Origin of the sequence: Chryseobacterium sp. JV274 (assembly GCF_903969135.1) — a bacterium.
Classification (GTDB): domain Bacteria; phylum Bacteroidota; class Bacteroidia; order Flavobacteriales; family Weeksellaceae; genus Chryseobacterium.
Map to the genome: position 1 here is coordinate 2,970,238 of NZ_LR824569.1, position 21,653 is coordinate 2,991,890.

General features: G+C 36.3%; 18 protein-coding genes and 5 tRNA genes. 6 read left to right on the plus strand and 17 right to left on the minus strand.

What is annotated here, in order from left to right; all coding sequences use genetic code 11:
* Nucleotides 1-29: 29 nt before the first annotated feature.
* The 5 genes from CHRYMOREF3P_RS13650 to CHRYMOREF3P_RS13670 all read right to left on the minus strand — a co-directional run bounded on the left by CHRYMOREF3P_RS13650 (nt 30) and on the right by CHRYMOREF3P_RS13670 (nt 642).
* Nucleotides 30-113 (minus strand) — tRNA-Leu (locus CHRYMOREF3P_RS13650).
* 75 nt (nt 114-188) lie between these two features.
* A tRNA-Leu gene (locus CHRYMOREF3P_RS13655) sits at nt 189-270 on the minus strand.
* Nucleotides 271-390: 120 nt separating this feature from the next.
* Nucleotides 391-474, minus strand: a tRNA-Leu gene (locus tag CHRYMOREF3P_RS13660).
* Between the two features lie 6 nt (nt 475-480).
* Nucleotides 481-556 (minus strand) — tRNA-Gly (locus CHRYMOREF3P_RS13665).
* A 4-nt stretch (nt 557-560) separates the two neighbouring features.
* A tRNA-Leu gene (locus CHRYMOREF3P_RS13670) sits at nt 561-642 on the minus strand.
* Nucleotides 643-821: 179 nt separating this feature from the next.
* Between CHRYMOREF3P_RS13670 and CHRYMOREF3P_RS13675 the strand changes: the two genes are divergently transcribed.
* From CHRYMOREF3P_RS13675 to CHRYMOREF3P_RS13690, 4 genes are read left to right on the plus strand one after another with little or no spacing between them, the layout of a single operon-like run.
* Entirely contained in the window at nt 822-1,199 is a 378-nt protein-coding gene (locus CHRYMOREF3P_RS13675) for a DUF3127 domain-containing protein (RefSeq protein ID WP_047380715.1), read from the plus strand.
* A gap of 60 nt (nt 1,200-1,259) precedes the next feature.
* A complete protein-coding gene (gene aat / locus CHRYMOREF3P_RS13680; RefSeq protein ID WP_180564845.1) occupies nt 1,260-1,913 on the plus strand; it encodes a leucyl/phenylalanyl-tRNA--protein transferase in 654 nt (217 codons plus the stop codon).
* Nucleotides 1,900-2,778 (plus strand): DMT family transporter, encoded by an 879-nt coding sequence (locus tag CHRYMOREF3P_RS13685; RefSeq protein WP_077413186.1) that lies wholly within the window; start codon nt 1,900-1,902, stop codon nt 2,776-2,778. The genes aat and CHRYMOREF3P_RS13685 overlap by 14 nt, the downstream gene beginning before the upstream one ends.
* Before the next feature lie 46 nt (nt 2,779-2,824).
* Nucleotides 2,825-3,691 carry a hypothetical protein gene (locus CHRYMOREF3P_RS13690; RefSeq protein ID WP_180564846.1) on the plus strand — a complete coding sequence of 289 codons (867 nt, stop codon included), beginning with the start codon at nt 2,825-2,827 and terminating at the stop codon, nt 3,689-3,691.
* A 46-nt stretch (nt 3,692-3,737) separates the two neighbouring features.
* Here CHRYMOREF3P_RS13690 and CHRYMOREF3P_RS13695 read toward each other — a convergent pair whose 3' ends face one another.
* From CHRYMOREF3P_RS13695 to CHRYMOREF3P_RS13730, 8 genes are all read right to left on the minus strand, one after another.
* Nucleotides 3,738-5,120, minus strand: coding sequence for a tetratricopeptide repeat protein (locus tag CHRYMOREF3P_RS13695; RefSeq protein WP_077413188.1), 1,383 nt, complete (start codon nt 5,118-5,120; stop codon nt 3,738-3,740).
* Nucleotides 5,121-5,327: 207 nt separating this feature from the next.
* A complete protein-coding gene (locus tag CHRYMOREF3P_RS13700; protein WP_180564847.1) occupies nt 5,328-6,296 on the minus strand; it encodes a zinc-binding alcohol dehydrogenase family protein in 969 nt (322 codons plus the stop codon).
* A gap of 314 nt (nt 6,297-6,610) precedes the next feature.
* Complete coding sequence (locus CHRYMOREF3P_RS13705) at nt 6,611-7,192, minus strand: Crp/Fnr family transcriptional regulator (protein ID WP_180564848.1); 582 nt, start codon at nt 7,190-7,192, stop codon at nt 6,611-6,613.
* Between the two features lie 49 nt (nt 7,193-7,241).
* Complete coding sequence (glmM, locus tag CHRYMOREF3P_RS13710; RefSeq protein WP_180564849.1) at nt 7,242-8,624, minus strand: phosphoglucosamine mutase; 1,383 nt, start codon at nt 8,622-8,624, stop codon at nt 7,242-7,244.
* Between the two features lie 68 nt (nt 8,625-8,692).
* Nucleotides 8,693-9,709 carry a DUF4421 family protein gene (locus CHRYMOREF3P_RS13715; protein WP_180564850.1) on the minus strand — a complete coding sequence of 339 codons (1,017 nt, stop codon included), beginning with the start codon at nt 9,707-9,709 and terminating at the stop codon, nt 8,693-8,695.
* Nucleotides 9,710-9,927: 218 nt separating this feature from the next.
* Nucleotides 9,928-11,961, minus strand: coding sequence for a ferrous iron transport protein B (feoB, locus tag CHRYMOREF3P_RS13720; protein WP_077413193.1), 2,034 nt, complete (start codon nt 11,959-11,961; stop codon nt 9,928-9,930).
* A complete protein-coding gene (locus tag CHRYMOREF3P_RS13725; protein WP_034693968.1) occupies nt 11,961-12,215 on the minus strand; it encodes a ferrous iron transport protein A in 255 nt (84 codons plus the stop codon). The genes feoB and CHRYMOREF3P_RS13725 overlap by 1 nt, the downstream gene beginning before the upstream one ends.
* Before the next feature lie 133 nt (nt 12,216-12,348).
* Nucleotides 12,349-13,248, minus strand: a complete 900-nt coding sequence (locus tag CHRYMOREF3P_RS13730; RefSeq protein ID WP_047380020.1) for a GLPGLI family protein — start codon at nt 13,246-13,248, stop codon at nt 12,349-12,351.
* A 182-nt stretch (nt 13,249-13,430) separates the two neighbouring features.
* Between CHRYMOREF3P_RS13730 and CHRYMOREF3P_RS13735 the strand changes: the two genes are divergently transcribed.
* Nucleotides 13,431-13,928: a DinB family protein gene (locus CHRYMOREF3P_RS13735; protein WP_180564851.1), complete on the plus strand. Its 498-nt coding sequence runs from the start codon at nt 13,431-13,433 to the stop codon at nt 13,926-13,928.
* Nucleotides 13,929-13,985: 57 nt separating this feature from the next.
* Here CHRYMOREF3P_RS13735 and CHRYMOREF3P_RS13740 read toward each other — a convergent pair whose 3' ends face one another.
* Nucleotides 13,986-16,685, minus strand: coding sequence for a Plug and carboxypeptidase regulatory-like domain-containing protein (locus CHRYMOREF3P_RS13740; RefSeq protein WP_077413195.1), 2,700 nt, complete (start codon nt 16,683-16,685; stop codon nt 13,986-13,988).
* A 563-nt stretch (nt 16,686-17,248) separates the two neighbouring features.
* Between CHRYMOREF3P_RS13740 and CHRYMOREF3P_RS13745 the strand changes: the two genes are divergently transcribed.
* Nucleotides 17,249-18,130 carry a cupin-like domain-containing protein gene (locus tag CHRYMOREF3P_RS13745; protein WP_047377953.1) on the plus strand — a complete coding sequence of 294 codons (882 nt, stop codon included), beginning with the start codon at nt 17,249-17,251 and terminating at the stop codon, nt 18,128-18,130.
* Between the two features lie 50 nt (nt 18,131-18,180).
* Here the strand turns inward: CHRYMOREF3P_RS13745 and CHRYMOREF3P_RS13750 are convergent, their stop codons facing one another.
* The 3 genes from CHRYMOREF3P_RS13750 to CHRYMOREF3P_RS13760 form a co-directional block, all read right to left on the minus strand.
* Entirely contained in the window at nt 18,181-18,969 is a 789-nt protein-coding gene (locus CHRYMOREF3P_RS13750) for a T9SS-dependent choice-of-anchor J family protein (protein ID WP_077413196.1), read from the minus strand.
* Nucleotides 18,970-19,068: 99 nt separating this feature from the next.
* On the minus strand, nt 19,069-20,793 hold the full coding sequence (locus CHRYMOREF3P_RS13755) for a hypothetical protein (protein ID WP_180564852.1): 1,725 nt from the start codon (nt 20,791-20,793) through the stop codon (nt 19,069-19,071).
* Nucleotides 20,794-20,923: 130 nt separating this feature from the next.
* Nucleotides 20,924-21,652, minus strand: a complete 729-nt coding sequence (locus CHRYMOREF3P_RS13760) for a metallophosphoesterase family protein (RefSeq protein WP_180564853.1) — start codon at nt 21,650-21,652, stop codon at nt 20,924-20,926.
* Nucleotide 21,653: the final 1 nt, after the last annotated feature.

The following is a 21,653-nucleotide window of genomic DNA, read 5'->3' on the forward strand; positions in this document are numbered from 1 at the left end:
CCTCCGTAATCAGATTACAGAGGGACTTGTACCCCAGACGGGACTTGAACCCGTACGTCCTTGCGGACACAGGATTTTAAGTCCTGCGTGTCTACCAGTTCCACCACCAGGGCATGGTGTGGGCAAAAAAAAAGATTCGAACTAGCGTTCCAACCTTTTGAATGACTCTGAAGAGTCTTTTCGCATAGTGCGGATGAAGGGACTCGAACCCCCACGCCTCACGGCACCAGATCCTAAGTCTGGCGTGGCTACCAATTACACCACATCCGCTGATTTGCCAATCTGTTTTTACAGATTTCAGCTATATTTCTTACAAATATAAGATTTTTATTTAAAGAACGCTCTCTATTAAAACAAAAAACCCTCCGTAAGATATTACAGAGGGTCTTGTACCCCAGACGGGACTTGAACCCGTACGTCCTTGCGGACACAGGATTTTAAGTCCTGCGTGTCTACCAGTTCCACCACCAGGGCATGGTGTGGAGCGAAAAACGGGATTCGAACCCGCGACCCCAACCTTGGCAAGGTTGTGCTCTACCAGCTGAGCTATTTTCGCATAGTGCGGATGAAGGGACTCGAACCCCCACGCCTCACGGCACCAGATCCTAAGTCTGGCGTGGCTACCAATTACACCACATCCGCTGGTTTTTTTATATTGTAAGTTTTAAAGAGCTTGCTTCGTTTTTGTGAGTGCAAATATAGGGCAATTTCCTTTACCACCAAACTTTTCAAGAAAAAAAATTAAAATTTCTACATTTTTTTTTCACGGCACCTTTTATTACATTTCATTTTCTTACTTTTACATCGTTAATATTTACGATATGGAATTACAAGGAACGGTAAAGAAACTTTTTGATGCTCAAACATTTGCGAGCGGGTTTCAAAAAAGAGAAATGGTTATTTTAACTCAAGAACAGTATCCACAGCCTATAAACATAGAATTTTTATCTGATAAAATCAGTTTATTAGATAACCTTAAAGAAGGAGAAAACGTAAAGGTAGGAATCAACATCAGAGGTAGAGAATGGGTTTCTCCTCAAGGTGAAACTAAATACTTCAACTCTATTACAGGGTGGAGAGTAGAGAAAGTTTCTGAAAATGCTTCAGAACCTACTCAGGCAATGTCTCAGCAATCTGCAACTCCAGTTTCAAACGAAAATCCGTTTGCGGGAGACGATGATGATGATTTACCTTTTTAATTAAAGAAAATAAGATCAAATATAAATCCTGCTTTTTGAAGTGGGATTTTTTTTCTAAGCATGGTTCGATTAGACGAAAACGAGATTTCATTTCCTGACCCTGAGCTGTATGACGGTCATGAAGGAGTGGTTGCTTTTGGAGGCGACTTGTCTGTAGAGCGTATCTGGTTTGCTTATCAACTTGGTATCTTCCCCTGGTACAATCCCGGAGAAGAAATTCTATGGTGGTGTCCGGATCCAAGGTTTGTACTTGACCCGGCAGAATTGAAAGTTTCAAAATCAATGAGAAAGATATTAAACAGAAACGTTTTTACTTTTTCAGAGAACAAAAATTTCAGGGAAGTAATCAGGAATTGTCAAAAGACAACCCGAAAAGGGCAGTCCGGGACATGGCTTTCTGATGAATTGATGTATTCTTTTATCCAGCTTCATGAATATGGTCTTGCTAAAAGTATTGAAGTGTGGCAGGATGAAGAGCTTGTGGGTGGCTTTTACGGATTGCAGATTGGCAGTGTTTTTTGTGGAGAAAGCATGTTTGCTAAAGTAAGCAATGCTTCCAAAGCAGGATTTATTCATTTTGTAGAGAGTAACAGAAACAATATTGAATTAATTGATTGTCAATCCCATACAGAGCATCTTGAAAGCCTGGGTGCTAAAATGATTCCTAAAAAAGAATTTCTAAAAATCTTACACGAAAATAATGAACGCGGATAAAGAAAAATGGGTTCTTCTGGTTATCCTGAGTATTATCTGGGGATCTTCCTTTATTTTGATCAAAAAATCTCTCGAGCATTTTAATCCTTATCAGGTAGGATCTTTAAGGGTTCTTATTGCGGGGATTATTTTACTTCCGATTGCGATTTCCAATTACAAGCTTTTCCCAAAAAAGCATTTAAAATGGTTAATTCTGGCTGCTTTTACAGGGAATTTTATTCCTATGTTTTTGTTTCCAATAGCAGAAACCGAAGTGAGCAGCAGTATTGCGGGAATCATCAACTCTATGATGCCTATTTTCGTCATTATTGTAGGGGCTTTGGTCTGGAAATTCGAAACAACAAAAAAGCAGATTATAGGGACTTTAATAAGTTTTACCGGGGTTTGCATCCTTGCATTTGGAGGGGGTGACAGCGGAGAATTGAAAATGATTCCAATCCTATTGTTATTATTGGCTACTTTATGTTACGCCATAAGTACAACAACTGTCAAATCAAAGCTTATGGAGGTTTCTTCCACTGTTTTATCAGCTTTTGTATTCTCATTTGTCTTACTATTTCCATCCATTATAGCACTGACCTCCACCGGATTCTTTTCCGAATTCAGTTTTTCGAAAGATAATCTCCTGGGACTTATGTTTGTCGGTCTCTTATCTATCTTCGGAACGGGTCTTGCGATGACAATGAATTATCGTTTGCTGAAAGTTTCTTCTCCCCTTTTTGCTTCCACGGTTACTTTAATAATGCCAATTGTGGCTATTATCTGGGGAATTTTAGATGGTGAAAAACTGACTTATTTACAATTTATAGGGGCCGGAATCATCATTGGAGGGCTTATATTTTTAAGAACAAATCAAAAAAGATAAATCATATTATAAATTAAATTATATTTGACCGATTTAACTTATAACTATGAAAAAACTTCTACTTTGTGGCTCAATAGCTTTATTAACACTTTCGTGTTCTTCTGACGATGACACTCCTTTTGACAACAGTGATCCCTCCAATCAAAGTGTAATTCTTCCTACAAAAATGATCAAGGATGGTATTGTAATGAAAATCAATTACAACGGTACTAAAATCATCAGTATGATTAACAACATTAATCATGGGCAAAGAATTGAATTCACTTATACCGATGAGTATGTTACCGGAATCAAAAATTACGAAAACAATGTTCTTGAAAGCACGGTTGAATATGGATATAATAACGGTCGTATGTCTTCAGCAGTTACTAAAGAATATTCTACTACAGGCACAGTACAGAACACGGTTGCATTTACTTATGTTTATACAAACAATACAGAAATCAATGTAAAAAGACAAACAAATTCCGGGGTTGCAGGATCTTCTACAATCAACAGTGTATTTACCTACAACAATGGAAATATGGTAAGCAATGTAGGTTCAGGCACCGGAATCGTAAATGGAAACACCGTTAATTACACAGAAACAGAGACCTACACTTACACGGATAAAAACTATCCTTTTAAAAACGTAAAGGGTTTTGATAAAATCATATTCAATGGAAATGAAAGCAGCGATGGCGTAAGCATGTTGTTTTCAAATATAAAGAACAGCCTAAGCACCTATAAGGGGCAGTTTACCAATACTACAGCTGGTGTAGGAACCGGAACCGGAACAACTTCTCATAAATATACCGCTACATTTAATACCGCAGGTTATCCGTCTGTAGAAGACAGACAGTCTCTTGACAGTAATGGAAACCCTCTCACAAGTGCTCCTGATAAATTCATCTACGAATATAACTATCAATAAAAAAACCTGCATTTCTGCAGGTTTTTCTATTATTTTTTAGATTAATCTAGTTCTTTTTCCTCACTTTAGTAGCTTTAACCTTTTTCACTTCATCTTTAATGAAAGGATATTTTTTCTGCATATCCTTAGCTAAAGACGGATCAAGCTCTAATGCTTTCTGAAGTGATTCTGTTCCTTTATCCTGATCTTTCAGGTTGAAAAAACAATTACTCAACTGATAAAACAGCTCAGCTCTGTGATGTTTTTTTATGGCACTATTCAACACCGTTACTGCATCTTCGTACTCTCCTACCAACATTAAAACTTCTGAATAGGCATACCAGTTGTAGAACCTTGTAGGCTCTGCATCCACCAGCTTTTTAAGACATGAAAGGCTTTCTTCAAACTTCCCTGAGTCGATGAAAAGAAACGCTAATCTTTTTTGGTAATCAAGATTGTTTTCATTCAGCTGGGTAGCTTCTTTAGCATAGTGCAATGCTTCAGACATTCCGCCCATTTCTTCGTAAAGATAAGACTGTTCCATCATTGCAAGATAAAACTGAGGGTCTTCTCTCAATGATTTCTGGAATGCATTTAAAGCTAAAATAGGTTGTTTTAATGCCTTATTGCACAATCCGATTTTATAAAAAGTAAATGCTTTTGTGTATTCCAGCTCCAGCATTTCTTCATAAGTATCGATAGCTTTCTGGTATTGTCCCATAGCTTCATAACAGGCTGATTTGTTAGCATATACTCCTACAGAGCTTGAATTGATTGCCAACAAATAATCGTAGCCTCTTATGGCTTCATCATAATTTTTTCTGTTGAAATAGAATTGTCCGTATTCAAACCAGGCGGTTTCAGAATAAGGGAATTCATCTAAATATTCATTAAGAAAGGCTATAGCCTCCTCGCTCTTATTCAGGTCACTGAAGCACACCATACAGTTTTCCAGCGAATATTCGTCCGTTGGATCTTCTTTCAGTGCTTTTCTGTAATGTTTAAGGGCGTTAAAAGGATCTCCGAGATTCACATATTCATCCGCAATAAAGTTGTGGAGAAAGTTTTCTTCTTCCTCTAATGTCAAAGCTTTTTTACAAATTTCAATGGATTTTCTGGGATTTCCTAAGCTCGAATAATATTTGGCGTAACAAACCAAAAAGTCTGTGTTCTCCATAGAAGCACCTTTCAGCTCGTTGATAAGTTCTTTCGCCATATTATACTCTTCCCACTCCAAAAGGATCTCAAGCCTTTTGATCTTGATATCCAATGAATTGGGATGAAGCTTCAGTCCATAATTAACCGCCATATCAGCGTAATTAAAATCACCAAGCTCCAAATAATAAACAATAATGTCTTCCAACTCTTCTGTATCAAAGTAGAATTCGTCATTGTTTTCCATCATTTCCTCGAACTTTTTTACAAGTTCATTTCCAAAATACTCTTCCAATAGTGTCCTCTTTGTCGGCCTGATGTCTGAATTTGCTTACAAACCTCGGCAAACGGTTAGTTAATAATACATCTGAAACTGATATTCAAATATTTATGCAAAGTTGCAACTTTTTTTTGAATTTTCCATTTCATAAATTTCTATTATAAAAATAGTAAAAAAAGAAAACCGATAAAAGGATTGTGGATAAAAAAATGGAAATTGGGGTTAAATTCTTATGACCAGGCGTTTTCCGCTTTGTATCTCAGCATTCCACACGGCTTCGATATTTTTAATATCAACCTCTTCTGTTTCCATTTTAATTTTTCCTTCAACAGCTGCCTGGTACATTTCCGGAATAATTTCTGAAAACAGAAGTGCAGATTCTTCTTTTGTCCAGCTGCCCAATCCCGATCCTGAAATCTGAATATCAGTTCCTCTGAGAATCTGTGAAGAAAGCTGAACGGTATCTCCGCTCATTCCTCCTATTGTTACCAGTTTTGTTTTATGGGAAAAAGTTCCGTATCCCTTAAAGGCGGACAATATCATTTCTACGGAATGGCCCCAGATATAATCCAAAATAATATCTATAGGTGTTTCCTGATGAACTTCTTTTATTTTTTGTTTAAAATCATGATCGTCCAGTTTGAGTGAAATTACCTCATCAGCGCCCAACTCAAGTAAAGACTCCAGAGATTTTTCATTTCTACCGGTAACGATAACTCTACCAGCTCCATATATTTTGGCGATCTGAACAGCAATTCTGCCTGTAATTCCTGTTGCTCCATTAATCAGGACCGTATTTCCCGGTTGCAACCCTGCCTTGAATTTCAAAGCCATCGCTGATCCCATAACAGCATTGGGTAGTGCTGCTGCTAACGAAAAATCCAGTTCTTCAGGAATCGGAATGATCATTTTTTTATCTGCTGCGGCTTTTTCGGATACGGTTCCTTTCTTGCTGAAAAAATAGACTTTATTTCCGTTTTCAAGATATCCTGCCCCATCTGTTCCAATAATTGTTGGCTCATGCTCCTGATTTTCTGTTGAATAGTGATTCCCTCCCGCTCTGGCTTTGTCAAGGTTTTTAATGGAGGCTGCTTTTACTGAAACCAAAATTTCATTTTCCTGTACTTCAGGCTCCGGGAAATCTGCATATTGAGGGATACTTCCTTTTTCAAATACTACTGCTGCTTTCATTCTTTAATTTTTATACAAAATTATGAGGGATGAATGCTGTGGAACGATAACATTTGTTATGAGATTTGGATTTTGGGAAAGGAAATTTATAACCCTGATAATAGAATTAAAAACGCAGAGGACGCTAGGATAACATAATATTGTTATTATTATTTGTTCACAAGGGCACTTCGTTTAGTAAAGAACCATCATTTCTGAGTAAAACGCCTTTGCGATCGTATTCAACAATACATATTAATCTTTGTGAACGTTGCGTTTAAGATGAGTCTAATTTATGCAGTTTCTTTTTAAGTTTCTGGCTTCCATCTTCCAGCCTATTCCAGCCTCTCCTTTAATATTTTGCTTTTAATCCTGCTGAGATGCACCGTTGTAATGCCTAAATAGGAGGCTATATAATGCTGGGGAACTCTTTTGATAATCTCGGGTTTTTGCTTAACCAGATTCAGATATCGTTGCTGCGGAGTGTCTTTAATGAATGAAAAGAAATGTTTCATATAATCGAATACCCTTTCAAAAAGAGCATCCATAAACAGGTTTCTGAGCTCTGGATTTTCATATACTTCTTCCAGGAAAGCCTCTACATCGGGTTTGTTGATTTTATATAAAATACAGGGCTCTATGGTCTCAAATGACACCATACTTGGTAAGCCTTTTTTGAAGCTTTCAAGGGAAGAAAACATTGTATTTTCAAGAAAAAACTGGAATGTTACATCTTTTCCGTCATTATTATACCATGCTCTCACCATTCCTTTTTCAATATAATAGGCATTGTAGGAAACCTCATCTTCTTTTAAAAGTAAGGTTTTGGCGGGAACTTCCATACGTTCGAAGCTGCCCAGGAATTTTCTCCATTTTTCTTTAGGGAAGGGAAACCTTTTTTTGATATGCTCAAACATGCCTGATATAAAAAAGAACGGACAATGTGCCCGTTCTTTTTCTATTTTTTTAGATTAAACTCTTAATTTTAGCAATGATATCATCACCCAACTGATCAGCTTCTTCCTGAGAATGAGCTTCAGTATAAATTCTGATAATCGGCTCTGTGTTGGATTTTCTAAGATGAACCCAGTTGTTTTCAAAATCTATTTTAACACCATCTACAGTAGAAACGTCTTCATTCTGATATTCCTGCTCCATTTTGCTTAAAATAGCATCTACATCAATCTCCGGAGTCAGTTCTATTTTCTTTTTACCCATGAAATAGCTTGGATATCCTGCTCTAAGTTCAGAAACAGTCTTATTTTCTTTAGCTAAATGCGTTAAGAATAGTGCAACTCCTACTAAAGAGTCTCTTCCGTAATGTAAATCAGGATAGATAATTCCTCCGTTTCCTTCTCCTCCGATGACAGCATTTTTCTCTTTCATCAAAGTCACTACGTTCACTTCTCCCACAGCACTGGCAAAGTATTCTGAATCATGCGAACGCGCTACATCTCTCAAAGCACGGCTGGAAGAAAGATTGGAAATAGCTGCTCCTTTTTTGTGTTTCAACAGATAATCTGCAACAGCAACCAATGTATACTCTTCACCAAACATTTCTCCCTTTTCATCAATCAGGGCTAATCTGTCTACATCCGGATCTACTACAACTCCTACGTCTGCATTTTCTCTTTTCATCAATTCACAGATGTCTCCCAAATGTTCTTTCAAAGGCTCAGGATTGTGTGGGAAATGTCCTGTAGGCTCACAGTATAATTTGATGGTTTCGCAACCTAGTTTATCCAAAAGCATAGGAATGGCAATACCTCCTGTAGAGTTTACGGCATCCAGGGCTACTTTAAAGTTTTTAGCTTTGATTGCTTCTACATCTACCATTGGTAAATCCAGGATCTGCTGGATATGGATATCAAAAGCATCATCTCTTGTTTCATATTTTCCAAGATCATCCACTTCTGCATAGTTGAAGTCTTCACTCTCTGCTAAAGCGAGTACTTCAGCCCCGTTTTCTCCAGTGATGAATTCTCCTTTTTCGTTCAATAATTTAAGGGCATTCCACTGTTTTGGGTTGTGGGAAGCGGTAAGGATGATTCCTCCGTCTGCATTCAGCTCAGGAACCATTATTTCAACTGTTGGTGTTGTAGAAAGGCCAAGATCTACTACATTAATTCCCAATCCCTGCAATGTAGCAGTAACCAAAGAAGAAACCATCTGACCAGAAATTCTGGCATCTCTTCCGATGATAAGGGTAAGATCTTTTTTGTTTTTATTATTCTGAAGCCAGGTTCCGAATGCGGAAGCGAACTTTACTACATCCAGCGGTGTTAAGTTATCATTTACTTTACCGCCAATGGTTCCGCGAATTCCGGAAATAGATTTTATTAATGACATGATGTTTTTACTTTTATTTTGTTCTTTCTAAATTTTCCAACGCAAAGATACTTAAAAGACCTTTCAACTTATAAAACGGGAATCTTTTTTTGGATTTTATCATAGGTATTTTTCACAACTTTCGGTGGTGCAAAACGATACCCTATATATAACAGTCCATAGAGGTTATTATTTTCTACGGTCTGATTATTTTTCTGATCATAGGCATAGGTCTTAAAATTCATTTTACCTCCGAATAAAAACCGGTCTGTATTATACCCGATGTGAAGCCCGCCCTGCATTCTTATGGTGGCATACTGGGCATTTTCTTTGGTTCCTCCATTCTGAAAATCACGGTAGCTGGAGAACTTCCCTCCGACCCCAATAGCCAGATAAGGTGAGATATTAACATTCTTACCAATGACCCAATTATAGAAATATCCTATATTTCCGCCGATATTATATTGGGTCTCTTTGCTTTTTATACCATAAATTTTATTTCTGAAAATAGTAAGGTCATAGTCTACAAAAGGAACCCAGCTTCCGCTGCTTTTATACTGCCATTCTCCCTGTGTATAGATACTTCTTGCTGAAAAATTTTTATTGAGAATATAGGAGGTGGATCCACCAAAGGTTTGAACCCTTAAATCCGGAAACTGAATGTATGGATCTCTTCCTTCCTGCCATTCGGGGGACAGGTCTTTCATATTTTCAACATAGAACCCGCTTACATTTTTATAATAAATATTCTGGATAAATCTTCCGGGGAATAATCTGAAACTCAAATCGGTATAAGAGCTCTTTCCTTTCATTTCATCATCATTATTACCCTCTAAAAATCTGGGTGCAAATGATACGGTCGCACTTATAATTCTATAATCGACTGAAAATGATGTTTTCGTTTTATTGTTGATTGACAGGTCCATTTCGAACGCATTCTTGCCTTCTCCTGTTGAAAAAACATAGTTTTCGATATTAGTATCAAGATTCACACGGATCATTACCTGGTCTGCATAAGACTTGGTATTTGCGGTATCCGACTGTGCTTTTACCTGAAAGACTGATAAAGAAAATAGTACAAGTAATCCTGTCTTTAAAAAATTCAAACCGAATAATTTACGTTAGAAAAATGAAATTACTACATTTTTTTCAATTATCCGATGAACCCAGTATTAAGAACAGCCACAATCTTTATCACAGTTGGTTCTTTTGGAGCTGAATTTCTTAGGGGCAAAGTTCTTTTTAAGTACTTTAAATAGAGAGTAACAGGCAAATGCTACAATTAATAAGATAAGTACGTATTGAAAAATTAATGATGAGTCCATTACTTTAAAATCTGATATACTATCATCGACACAAAATATGCCAAACCTGTCATCATGACTACCTGAAAGCCGGTCCATTTCCAGCTTTTGGTTTCTCTGTAGACTACTGCAAGTGTAGAAACACACTGCATTGCAAATGCATAGAAAAGAAGAACTGAGATTCCGGTTGCAAAGCTGAAGACTTTTTCTCCGTTGGGTTTTACATCTCTCCTCATTTTATCAATCACTTTTACTTCCGGAGCATCATCTTCCAAACTGTAAAGGGTAGACATTGTCCCTACGAACACTTCTCTCGCCACAAAACTGGTAAGAATTCCAACTCCCATTTTCCAGTCGTAGCCCAGTGGAGCAATAACAGGCTCTATTCCTTTACCCATTTTGGCAAGGTAAGAATGGTCAAGATGAACGTCTGTTGCTACCAATTCATCTGTTTTCTGACTTGGTCCGAAATAGCTCAGGAACCAGATGATAACACTTACAATAAAAATGATTTTTCCTGCTCCTGTAACGAAGTCCCATACTTTCCCTAAAACCATTTTAAAGTCGTAGCCAAAAAGTGGTTTTTTATAGGCCGGAAGGTCCATTACCAGGTATGTTTTTCCTTTACTTTTAATAAATCTTTTTAGGATTGCTGCTGACAATAAAGCGACCAAGAAACCTAGTAGATACATCCCCATCAGAACCAGCGCTTTATATTTTATTCCTAAAAATGATCCTTCTGAGATGATCAGACCGATAATAATACTGTACACCGGAAGTCTTGCAGAGCATGTCATAAATGGTGTTACCAATATCGTCAGCAATCTTTCTTTTACATTTTCAATGTTTCTGGTAGAGATTACCGCAGGAATAGCGCAGGCCGTTCCCGATACAAGCGGAACAATACTTTTTCCGTTAAGTCCGAAAGGACGAAGTAATCTGTCCATCAGAAATACAACTCTTGCCATATATCCTGAGTCTTCCAACAGATAAAGAAAATACAGCAAAATTCCAATCTGTGGTGCAAAAACGACAATTCCTCCGATTCCCGGAACGATTCCGTTTGAAATCAGCGAATTAATTGGTCCTTCAGGAAGGTGTTCGTTTGTAAATGCTGCCAGCCAAGAGAAGGACTCTTCAATCCAGTTCATAGGAAATTCTGCAAGGAAGAAAACGCTTTGGAAAATAATCAGTAAGATCACTAAAAAGACGACATAACCCCAGAATTTATGTACTAAAACTTTATCCAGTCTTTCAGTTAATAATTCTTTGAATTGGGCTTTTTTAGAAATTACATCAGCCAGTATTTTGTCTACGTTCTGATATCTTCTAACGGTTTCCTGAACCTGCAACCTTTTTGGAACCAGGCTTTTAGAATCGGATTCATTCAGTTGTTCCATTACAGAGCTTATTCTGCCGAGGTCTGTCCCAAGTGAAAGGCTCATCCAGGCTTTGTATTCATTATCGAAACCTTTATGTGCTGCCAGTTTCTGAATAAAATCTCTATGTTCGTTTGGTGTTTCAAAAGAAACCTGATCTGTTTTTACAAACTCATTGTTGTAAACAGCTTCTCTTACTTCCTCAATCCCGATCTGCTCTTTGGCATTGGTCTGGATAATTTTAATGCCTAATGCTTCGGAAAATTTTTGAATATCAATAGTGATTCCTCTTCTTTCTGCCTGATCAATCTGATTGACAATCAGAATCATTGGAATCCCAAGGTCCTGAATCTGCTGAAACAGAAGCAGTCCTCTTTTTAAACTTAATGCTTCAAGAATATAAACAACTCCTGCATAGTTTTTCTGCTCGTCAATAAGGTATTTGGAAAAAATAGCTTCATCTTCTGAACTCGGGTATACGCTGTAAGAACCTGGAAGATCAATTACTTCCACTTCTTCATTTTTATAAGTATAGTTCCCCGAATGGCTAGCAACGGTAACGCCGGCATAGTTTCCGGTCTTCTGCTTTTTGTTGCAAAGCGTATTGAAAACCGTTGACTTTCCTACATTAGGATTTCCGACTAAAAGTATCTGTTTTTTCTTGTTTTCCTGCATTAATTCAATTCTTCAACAATGATGTAATCTCCTTCTTCCTCACGAAGAGCAATCCGGCTTTTTTCTGCTCCAAACTCCACATACATTGGCCCGTTGAACGGAGCCTGATACAAAATTCTGAAAGTGGTTTCCGGAAGAAGCCCCATTTCAATGATTTTATTGGGCATTTTCAGATGGTCATTATCATACCCCAATATCTTCCCCATTTTGTTTTTAGGGAATCCACTTAATTTATGTAATCCTTTCTCTTTCAAAGCCTAATTTTTAGTCCTGCAAATATACGTTATTTAAATTTAATCTAAATAACGTTTAGGGATAAAAGAAATCAACCCAAACACATTGCTGTATCTGGGTTGATTCAAAATATAATTTAGTTGATATGAAGTCTTATTTTTTCTTCTTGTCAGAAGCTTGTTCTTTTTCTATTGGGTTATCATTGGATCCGAAGAAATCCTTTACCTGTTTTTCCAATCTCTTCATGAAATCTCCTACTGTTCCATCTGTTCCCGGCATAGGTCTGCTCATATTCTCTGCCGTCATATAAGGTCTTGATTCTGCAAACGGATCAGCTTTATATCCTTCGTAGGATTTCAGGAATTTATCTTTGGATGTAGGTGTTATTGTATTGCTCATCATTCCCATCTTAGCATTGATCTTATCTGCATATGACAATTCATCATAGTTTTCGATCTTTTTATTTCCGCTCAACTGCCAGGAATAGTTTTTATCAGCGTCTTCAATTTTTACAATCAGACCTGGAAGTCCTTTAAATTTATAAGGTCCATCCTGAAAAGGGATATCTGAACTGAACCATGCCGTCCATTTTCTTCCTCCGAATTCTGTAGTTGCTTTCTGAGCATTGTATGCACCCACCTTTTCTTTATCAGGTAAAATACTCCACTGCAGTTTCGGCTCGTCATCGTATGAAAATAGGTTTCTGCTGATTCTGTCTACATACTGAACCTTCATGTCCGGATAGCTTTTGATAATTTTATAGGAGAATTTAGGCCATTTTATCAGTTTGGTCATATCCTTGAAAGACTTGGTTTTCTCCATTTCTTCTATCTGAATTTTAATGATAGAATCCTGAGCAGGCATTGTATAATCCTGATAGATTGATTTCTTTGGAGTAATATCAAGGATGGTAATGATCTTATCAAGTTTTGCCGAATCTTTCTTCGGTTTAAAAGTCAGTTCATAAAAGAAACGGTTTGCAGTTTCCTTTGATTCCTGAGCTCCTGCAAATGCAAAAAGAGCAATAAGAAATATAGAGAATAACTTTTTCATTATAACAAGTTTTATATAATTAGTAATCACATGTCTTCTTTTGTTACAGTTTTTTTGAAATTTTATTTTTTAGGAAAAGATTTATCTCCTCCGGATTACGTGGTGATTAAAAAATTATGATTCTCTTAAAACAGTTTCATTTTTTAAACGCTTACCTTTAAGTTTCTAAAAAACAAAATATTATGGACACGTTATCTCAATTAAAATCCGAACTGGAAGGAGAATTCCAAACCACAAAAAAGTTTATTGAATTGTTTCCCGAAGGAAAAAATGACTTCGCTCCCCATGAAAAAAGCATGAAAATGATGCCTCTTGCCACCCATCTCGTAGAAGTTTTTGAATGGCCGAACACTATTTTGAAAACTTCTGAACTGGATTTTGGTAAAGGCGATTACAAACCGACAATTCTTTCTACAAAAGATGATCTTATGAAAAAACTGGAAGAAGATTATCAGGCAGGTAAAGCGGCATTGGAAAATAGTACGGAGGACGATCTGACCCCCAGCTGGACGATTAAAAATGACGGCCATGAACTGGCAAGCTGGAGTAAATACGGAGCGATACGGCATGCATTAAATCAGATTACGCATCACAGAGCACAATTGGGAGTATATTACAGACTGAACAACATTCCTTTGCCAGGAAGCTATGGGCCTTCAGCAGACCAGCAAAGTTTTTAATTTTAATACATCAGTATATCTCAACAAAAAACCAATCCTGATGGATTGGTTTTTATTTTATTTAAAGTTGAATTTTACAGTAAACATGACTTGACTAGGGCGGAGTTGATATCTTGTATATGTAATATTTGTGGTATTAATATCATAGGTTTCGAAAACTTTTTTATTCGCGATATTCATCCATTTCAATTCAAAATCAATTTTCTTTTTAGTCCAAGTGAACTGATATGATACATCGTAGAATCCATTATGATATTTTTGACCTGCCGCATTTGTATTTACCTGATCCCAATTGAATCCCACAGTATGACTTTCCATAGGATAGAAGAAAACCCCTAGGTTATGGGTAAATCCTGTTCTGGTAGCATTTGAGTTTAATTCTCCAACACTTGTTTGTTTTGTTCTGGTAAGACTTGCATTATAATCAACGCTCATCCAACTGAAATAGGTATTATTGAATTTAATACCAAATGACTGGCCATTATTTTTATTAGTATAGGATTTATCATTCAAAAATGCATCAGATTCTGTCGTATTGTTGCTATAACTAAGAGATGCGTTTGTTTTAAATTTTGGAAAATATTTTCCAACTTCTACACTATATCCATTACTCAATACATGATTATCCTGCTCTTTATATTTCATTATGGTATATCCGGCTCCATTGATCTCCGGATTTGAAATTAAGTTTCTCTTTGCATCAGAATATCTGTAATTAACATTGAAGAACAGATTATTCAATGGGTTTCTATATTCTATTCTTGTTCCTGCAGATTTATTGTTATTCTGAGGAATTGGGTTTTTAACATCCATTGCTCTAATTCCCTCTGGTGATGTCATTAAGAATCCTGAATATGCTGTATTTATTTCTCCAAAATTATTATTAATATTAGCATTTACGGATGCTTTCCAGAATGAAGCAAAAGAATATTGTGCAAAAATATTAGGTTCAAACGTTACTTTATTTACCGATTTTGAAACGAGTCTTAATGGATCTTCCGCTTTAATATTGTTTGAGTTTACCGGAAGATTGGCATAGATCATCCATGATTCATTTTTATAATTTATCCCTAAACTTCCGTATGGTGTAGCTATGGTGTAATTTAAATCATTGCTATATGCCTCTGGTTTGGGATCTTTATCAGGATTGGCAGATGGAATTGCTTTCACGTTTGACAAATCTGACACCATACCTGTGCTTTTAAAATTAAATCCAACTTCAGGAGTAAATGTCCATCCTTTAGCAGAAAAACCAATATTGGCAGAGTGATTAGCTTCAAAAGTCTTAAGTCTTAAACTCTGTGTTGCAAATTCTGTATTAGCTACCGGTTCAAATCCAGGGATATCCAGATAAGATGATGGAGAAACTTGCAAAGTCTGTCTGTCCGTTTGGTAGCTTACATAGGATAAAAGATTTACCATTTTTTCTTTCCAAGGAATAATTGTACTTAGTGAGTTCTGGAATGATGTTGTAGGAGATTCAACACCCTCATTAGCATTTCTCAGTATTCCACTTTTCAGATCTGTTCTGTCAACAATTCCCCTGTCTGCATTCCAATATTGAGAGAAACTTGTGGTATTTTTAAAAAATCCTTTTTTTGCATTCTTTGTAAATATTAATTCTCCTTTTGCTTTATCTGTATAAAAATTATTCAGGATTTTTATACTATTGGAAGTTCCTCCAAAATAATCCTTTTGACTATAGGATTCTCTTTCTACAGCATTGTTGGTATAGTTTGCGTTGGCTTTAAGTTCCCACTCCTTTTTCTTATCAATATTGGTAAGATAATTGGCTGATAAATAATGAACATTATTCATCAGATATCTTTTCACTGGAAGATTAGGGGTATCTGCATTTTCTACGTTCAACCAGTCATTTTGTGAAGCATTGATTCTTTTTCCTTCAAATCTATTTCCAAACGCCAGAATATTCCCTTCGTTTTCCACCTGCTCACCCATATTATTGGTTTTATAATTGACTACCCATTGGCTTTTCTGTCCAAAGAACATAGGGGTCAGTTTTACATTCCAAAGCCATGGATCTCCGAATCCTGTTCCTACTTCCCCTCTACCAGTCATGGTTACGGAGTTTTTCAGTTTGATATTGATGGCTGCCTGATCTGAAGGCACTTTGTCCTGAAGTATTTTTACCGGCTGGTGGTTCTCCAGAACTTCCACTTTCTGTACTGCATCTTTCGGAAGTGAATTGTTGATGGTACCATAACCACCTTCCATAAGATCTTTTCCATTGACATAGAATTTATTAATGGCATTTCCCTGATAAAGAATTGTTCCGTCATTATTGACTTCAATTCCCGGGATTTTTTTCATTACATCTGCCAGGGTTCTGTCATTCTTGCTGTTGAAAGCTTTAAGATCGTAAGAAATGGTATCTCCTCTTGCGGTAATCATTTTTGTTTTCAGCTGTACTTCCTTTATTTCCGTAGCTTCAGACTGCATTTTAAAGCTCAGAGTCTGATCGCTGTTGCTGATTTGCTTAGTAAGGGGTTTCTGATTGAACGCTTTCACTTTAAGATCCACATTGGGTTCTGCGGATGTGAAAGTTACTTTATATTCTCCTTTAGAGTTGGTAATTCCGTAAGCCAGAATTGCATCTTTACCTGGTTCTTCTATAGTCACACTGGCACTTGGTATTGCTACCCCGTCATCATCAGTAATCTTTCCTGTAACTGTCTTCTGTGCAAAAGTGAGCACCGTAAAGAAAAGCATCAGAAATAAAGAAATATTTTTTTTCATACCTATTATTTGCTCAATTAGTTAATCATTGTAGTTTTTTGTTACACTTTTATAAAGATGACTTTTGTTATTAAAAGTTAAATCCATTATCACTATAAACATAGTTATAATTTTGTTTTTTACAAGTTTCAAAAAACTAATTGTAATTTCTTTTAAATTATTAACAATAATTAACAAAACAATTTTCGTTTTTTTTATGTTTTAACAGAAACATTATAGATAAACTATATCAAAACTCTATTTTTATTTACCTAATAATATCTGCTTTAAAATTTACAATTTTATGATTTGTTAAAAAAAAGAATCTATTAAATAAATATTTCATATTAATCAATAATAAAACTATCTCCAAAATTTAGCTTATTTTAGATCATTGATACAATATATCGTCATTTTAAGCCTTTTTTTACAACAAAAAGAGGGATCTGATCAATTAATAAAAAAAAATAGTATTTTTAACTATTCCAAATAGTAAAATCTGATTTGAATCATAGATTAAAAAAAAATTAAAGACAAGGATCGTTAACATTTATTTAATAATTTTGTCATATAAATTTACTAAAATGGGAATTATTTTAAAGCCTATAGATATTGTAGATGACATTTCCAAAGAGGAATTCTACGAAAAATATCTGAAGCCCAGAAGGCCCGTTGTCATCAAAAATATGGCAAAAAAGTGGCCAGCTTACCAAAAATGGACGATGGAATACATGAAGGAGGTTGTAGGAGATGTAGAGGTTCCTTTATACGACAGCTCAAAGGCAGATCCTTCTGCTCCCATCAATTCTTCTGCCGCAAAAATGAAATTTGGAGATTATATAGATCTCATTCAGCGAGAGCCTACCGATCTGAGAATATTCCTTTTTGACCCCATAAAATACGCACCGAATCTTTTGGAAGATTATATTTCGCCCAAAGAACTCATGGGAGGGTTTCTTGATAAATATCCCAATATGTTCTTCGGTGGAAAAGGATCTGAAACATTCCTTCATTTTGATATTGATATGGCACATATTTTCCATACTCACTTCAACGGAAGAAAACATATTCTTCTTTTCGATTATAAATGGAGAGAAAGACTCTATCAGATACCGTATGCAACCTATGCATTAGAAGACTATGATATTGAAAATCCAGACCTCACAAAGTTTCCGGCACTGGATGGCGTAGAAGGAATTGAATGTTTCCTGGAACACGGAGATACTTTATTCATGCCTACAGGATGGTGGCATTGGATGAAATACCTTGATGGAAGTTTCTCTATTTCTTTAAGAGCATGGGACAAATCATGGGCAGTAAAAGCTCATTCTTTATGGAATCTTACCGTACAACGTAAATTTGACGATGTTATGAAGTCTCAGTTTAAAAGTAAATACATGGACTGGAAAGAAAAGCTTGCTATTGAAAGGGCAGAAATCGCTTTAAAAAGAGGCTTACCAAGATAAATAAAAAGACGTTTCAATTGAAACGTCTTTTTGATTCTATTATAAAAATGTTATTTTTTAATAATTTTATAGCCTTTCTCAGTCTCTTTATCTTTAACCTTTACTATATAATTTCCTGCAGCCAATTCGCTTACATTTACAGTTCCGTTTTCTGAGTTCATCATTTCTTTTTTCACCAGCTTACCACTAAAATCATAGATATTGATTTCAGACATCTTCGTTTTATTTTTGATATATAACATATCTTTTACCGGATTCGGATAGACAGATGCGCGGCTGTTATCTGCTTTCACATCAGAAACCGACAGACTGTTTGCAGAAACCTGGAAATCATCTATCCCGATAAACCAGATATCTTCTGTAGTGGAATAGAAAGCAATATAGATTGTTTGTCCAACATAAGGGGTCAGATCATAAGTATATTGATTCCATGAAGTAGGAGGCTTTACTGCAGCAGCGAGCGTATTGGTAAGCCCAGCGATGGTGGGTGTTGTTGTTGATATTTTTATATCTACCGTCTCAGCAAGACCAGCCCCTCTGTTTCTTGCCCAGAAAGTAAGCTTATCTGATACTCCGGCAGTCACTACTATAGCAGGACTAATGACATAATCATCATGGGCAGTACTGCCATATTCCAATCCCAGAAAATGAGTTCCGGAATGAGGAGCATTGAATGAGGAATCATAAGAATCCCAGGTTTCCCAGGTTCCCGGATCGCCTCCATTAATGACGGTCCAATCGGCAGGCATTGTTGCCGAATCAAAACTTTGAGAATATTGTGCCAGCAGACCTATTGGTACAAAGCACAGCAATGTTACGAATTGATAAATTTGTTTCATAGTGTTTATTTTTCATACTAATTTAATAAAAAATAAACAAATTGATTAGCAAATAATCACGAAAACCCAAAAAATAACCCAGACTTTTATGAAAACCCTTTACAACACCTTATAAACAGGATATTGTCTGAAAGTCTTTTCTTCAAAATAAGGGGAATGTCTGTACACCCAATCCAGTTGTGCTTCTCCATCTTCAGACAGTTTTTTATCGGATGCTTTCGCTGTTTCAAAGGCCTCTTTCAGTTTTTTATCTTTTTTCAGCAGTTCAGCGGCGGTATCTTCAAAAATATAGGCGGAATAGTATTCTTTCTGAGCTAGAATCCCATCGAAGAAATTCCAGTTGAAAAATGAGTCTAATGCCTCAGGTTCAAGTGTTTCTATGATGTATTTCACACCAGGCTGATTGGTAGAAACCAGGTAATCTCCGGTAGAAAACATCAGATTTTTATTGAATTTGTCTACTGTGGTTTCAAAATGCAGATAGTGACCTTCATAGGGGTTTTTAACTGTTTTAAAATCTTTGATTTTATAGGATTCCACCGCTAAAATACTGTCTTTCCGAATCGGTTTCATCTGAATATTATTTCTTTTAAATTCCTCAATAACGCGGTATTGCGACTGTGGAATCACATAATATTTTGGAATGGTAATATATCCTGTTGGAACCGCAGTAGTAAATAGCTTTATATTCTTTGTAAAAGGTTTGTTTCTATCATAATAAAGCCTTGGCTTGCCGGAAACTTCACTGGGTTTATATTTCCCTTCAAAGCCTTTAAAATCTATGGTAGAAAACCTGGTGGAATCTATTTTCCAACGGATTCCATATTGTTTTCCAGCCTGGTATTGTTTTAAATTTTCAATGCGGAGCTGTTTTATTTTGTGGTACTCTTTATCTAAATTCTGCAGGTTGACCAACATATATTTGTAAGTAGCATCTACTCTTTTGTCATAAGGTTTTAACATATGGGTTTCAGGGACAGTTCCTAAGGAGTTGAAAAGAGAAGTATACCCTGTGGAATATCTTGGAGAGTCTTCAAATGAAGCAAATCCTACTTCAGGAACATCACCATGAATATTGACGTAAGGCGTACTTTCATACCCCAGTTTTTTCATATCCTCAAGATTTTTAGCCTGATAATCGTTATAGAAATAAGCTCCAAGTGTGTTTCCCAGGCGTTCTTTAAAGGTTGAAATATAGGTGAATGTATATTGATAATCTGCTCCGTTGCTGACATGATTATCTATAAAAACATCTGGTTTTAACCATTGATAGATTTCCTGAAAGCTTCTGGCATTTTTGGAATCCGCTTTAATAAAGTCCCTGTTCAGGTCATAATTCCTTGCATTTCCTCTGAAACCATATTGCTCCGGACCATTCTGATTGGCCCTGGAATAAGCCCCTCTGTTCAGCATTCCACTCACATTGTATGCGGAAATAGCGGCAATGATAAAATTCTGTGGAGTTTTGATCTTTTGGGTAGCAAGATCTCTCATCAGCATCATAGTTGCATCTATTCCGTCCGGTTCTCCGGGGTGAATACCATTGTTAACGAAGAGAACGGCTTTATCTTTTCTTAATTTTTCAACGCTTTTTTCCGGAAAAGGATTATAAACCACCACATAAATTGGTTTTCCGTTATCATCTTCTCCTTTTTTAAGGTACTGAATGGTATTGAAGTTTTTAGCCAGATCCTGATAATAGTTATTCATTTCATCGTAGGTAACAGTTTGGTTGCCATTCCCTTTTTCAAATGGGGTCTGAAATGATTTTTGGGCAAAAAATAAGGTAGAACTCAGGGTGAATAAAAGATATTTCAGTTTCATTGAAGTCATATTTTTCAGACTTTAAAAGTAACCATCTTTTATGAAAAAGCAGATATATGAAACTCCAAAATTGTTTTTAAAAATAAAACCCTCACCAGTTTTAAAAACAAGTAAGGGTTATTTAAATTTATTAATTTCTTCCTTTTTCATTTGGGTATAAAGAGGGAAGCGGATCGCTTTGCCAGAATTCTTTAGAATCAATATCCATAATTGATAAAGCTCCGGTATAGGCTGCTCCGGTGTCCATATTCCAAATATTAGCTTTGTTGGCCGGCGTTGTAATCCCAATATCAAGAGTGGGTGTATGCCCGATAAATATTTCTTTGTATAAAAGCAGTCTTTTGGGATACAGCTCTGAATTCTTTTCCAGTTTTTTATCCATTGCTACGGCTGTTTCCCAAAGGGTTCTGTCCCATCGGTAATTGCTGGAATAAACTTCTTTTTCAGGGCCGTGCATCGAAGCATATCCCGCATGAATAAACAAGCGGCTCTGATTGTCAATATGATAGCTTTTCATTCTTTGAAAGAATTCCAGATGAATATCCAGATCTTCCGGGAGATAATCTGCGTAGCTTTCCACTGTACTTTTTCCGCCATTGAAAAGCCATACATCGGGGCTTTGTCCCAAAGCTAACCAATCTTCACACCAGGCATCATGATTTCCTTTGATGAATATACATTCCTGCTTTTTGGAAAGTTCCATTAAAAATTTAATAATTTCAGAAGATTCGCTCCATCCGTCCACATAATCACCGAGGAAGATCAGCTGATCATCCATTGTGACTTTAGCTCTCTCAAGAACCTGTTGTAATGCTTTAAATCCTCCGTGAATGTCTCCTATTACTAATGTTCTTTTCATT

Bases quoted from the DNA above. Each gene is read 5' to 3' on its own strand.
- CHRYMOREF3P_RS13675 (WP_047380715.1), top strand. From the start codon at position 822: ATGGAATTACAAGGAACGGTAAAGAAACTTTTTGATGCTCAAACATTT.
- aat (WP_180564845.1), top strand. From the start codon at position 1,260: ATGGTTCGATTAGACGAAAACGAGATTTCATTTCCTGACCCTGAGCTG.
- CHRYMOREF3P_RS13685 (WP_077413186.1), top strand. From the start codon at position 1,900: ATGAACGCGGATAAAGAAAAATGGGTTCTTCTGGTTATCCTGAGTATT.
- CHRYMOREF3P_RS13690 (WP_180564846.1), top strand. From the start codon at position 2,825: ATGAAAAAACTTCTACTTTGTGGCTCAATAGCTTTATTAACACTTTCG.
- CHRYMOREF3P_RS13700 (WP_180564847.1), bottom strand. From the start codon at position 6,296: ATGAAAGCAGCAGTAGTATTTGAAAAAGGAAGTATCCCTCAATATGCA.
- CHRYMOREF3P_RS13705 (WP_180564848.1), bottom strand. From the start codon at position 7,192: ATGTTTGAGCATATCAAAAAAAGGTTTCCCTTCCCTAAAGAAAAATGG.
- glmM (WP_180564849.1), bottom strand. From the start codon at position 8,624: ATGTCATTAATAAAATCTATTTCCGGAATTCGCGGAACCATTGGCGGT.
- feoB (WP_077413193.1), bottom strand. From the start codon at position 11,961: ATGCAGGAAAACAAGAAAAAACAGATACTTTTAGTCGGAAATCCTAAT.
- CHRYMOREF3P_RS13730 (WP_047380020.1), bottom strand. From the start codon at position 13,248: ATGAAAAAGTTATTCTCTATATTTCTTATTGCTCTTTTTGCATTTGCA.
- CHRYMOREF3P_RS13735 (WP_180564851.1), top strand. From the start codon at position 13,431: ATGGACACGTTATCTCAATTAAAATCCGAACTGGAAGGAGAATTCCAA.
- CHRYMOREF3P_RS13740 (WP_077413195.1), bottom strand. From the start codon at position 16,685: ATGAAAAAAAATATTTCTTTATTTCTGATGCTTTTCTTTACGGTGCTC.
- CHRYMOREF3P_RS13745 (WP_047377953.1), top strand. From the start codon at position 17,249: ATGGGAATTATTTTAAAGCCTATAGATATTGTAGATGACATTTCCAAA.
- CHRYMOREF3P_RS13750 (WP_077413196.1), bottom strand. From the start codon at position 18,969: ATGAAACAAATTTATCAATTCGTAACATTGCTGTGCTTTGTACCAATA.
- CHRYMOREF3P_RS13755 (WP_180564852.1), bottom strand. From the start codon at position 20,793: ATGAAACTGAAATATCTTTTATTCACCCTGAGTTCTACCTTATTTTTT.
- CHRYMOREF3P_RS13760 (WP_180564853.1), bottom strand. From the start codon at position 21,652: ATGAAAAGAACATTAGTAATAGGAGACATTCACGGAGGATTTAAAGCA.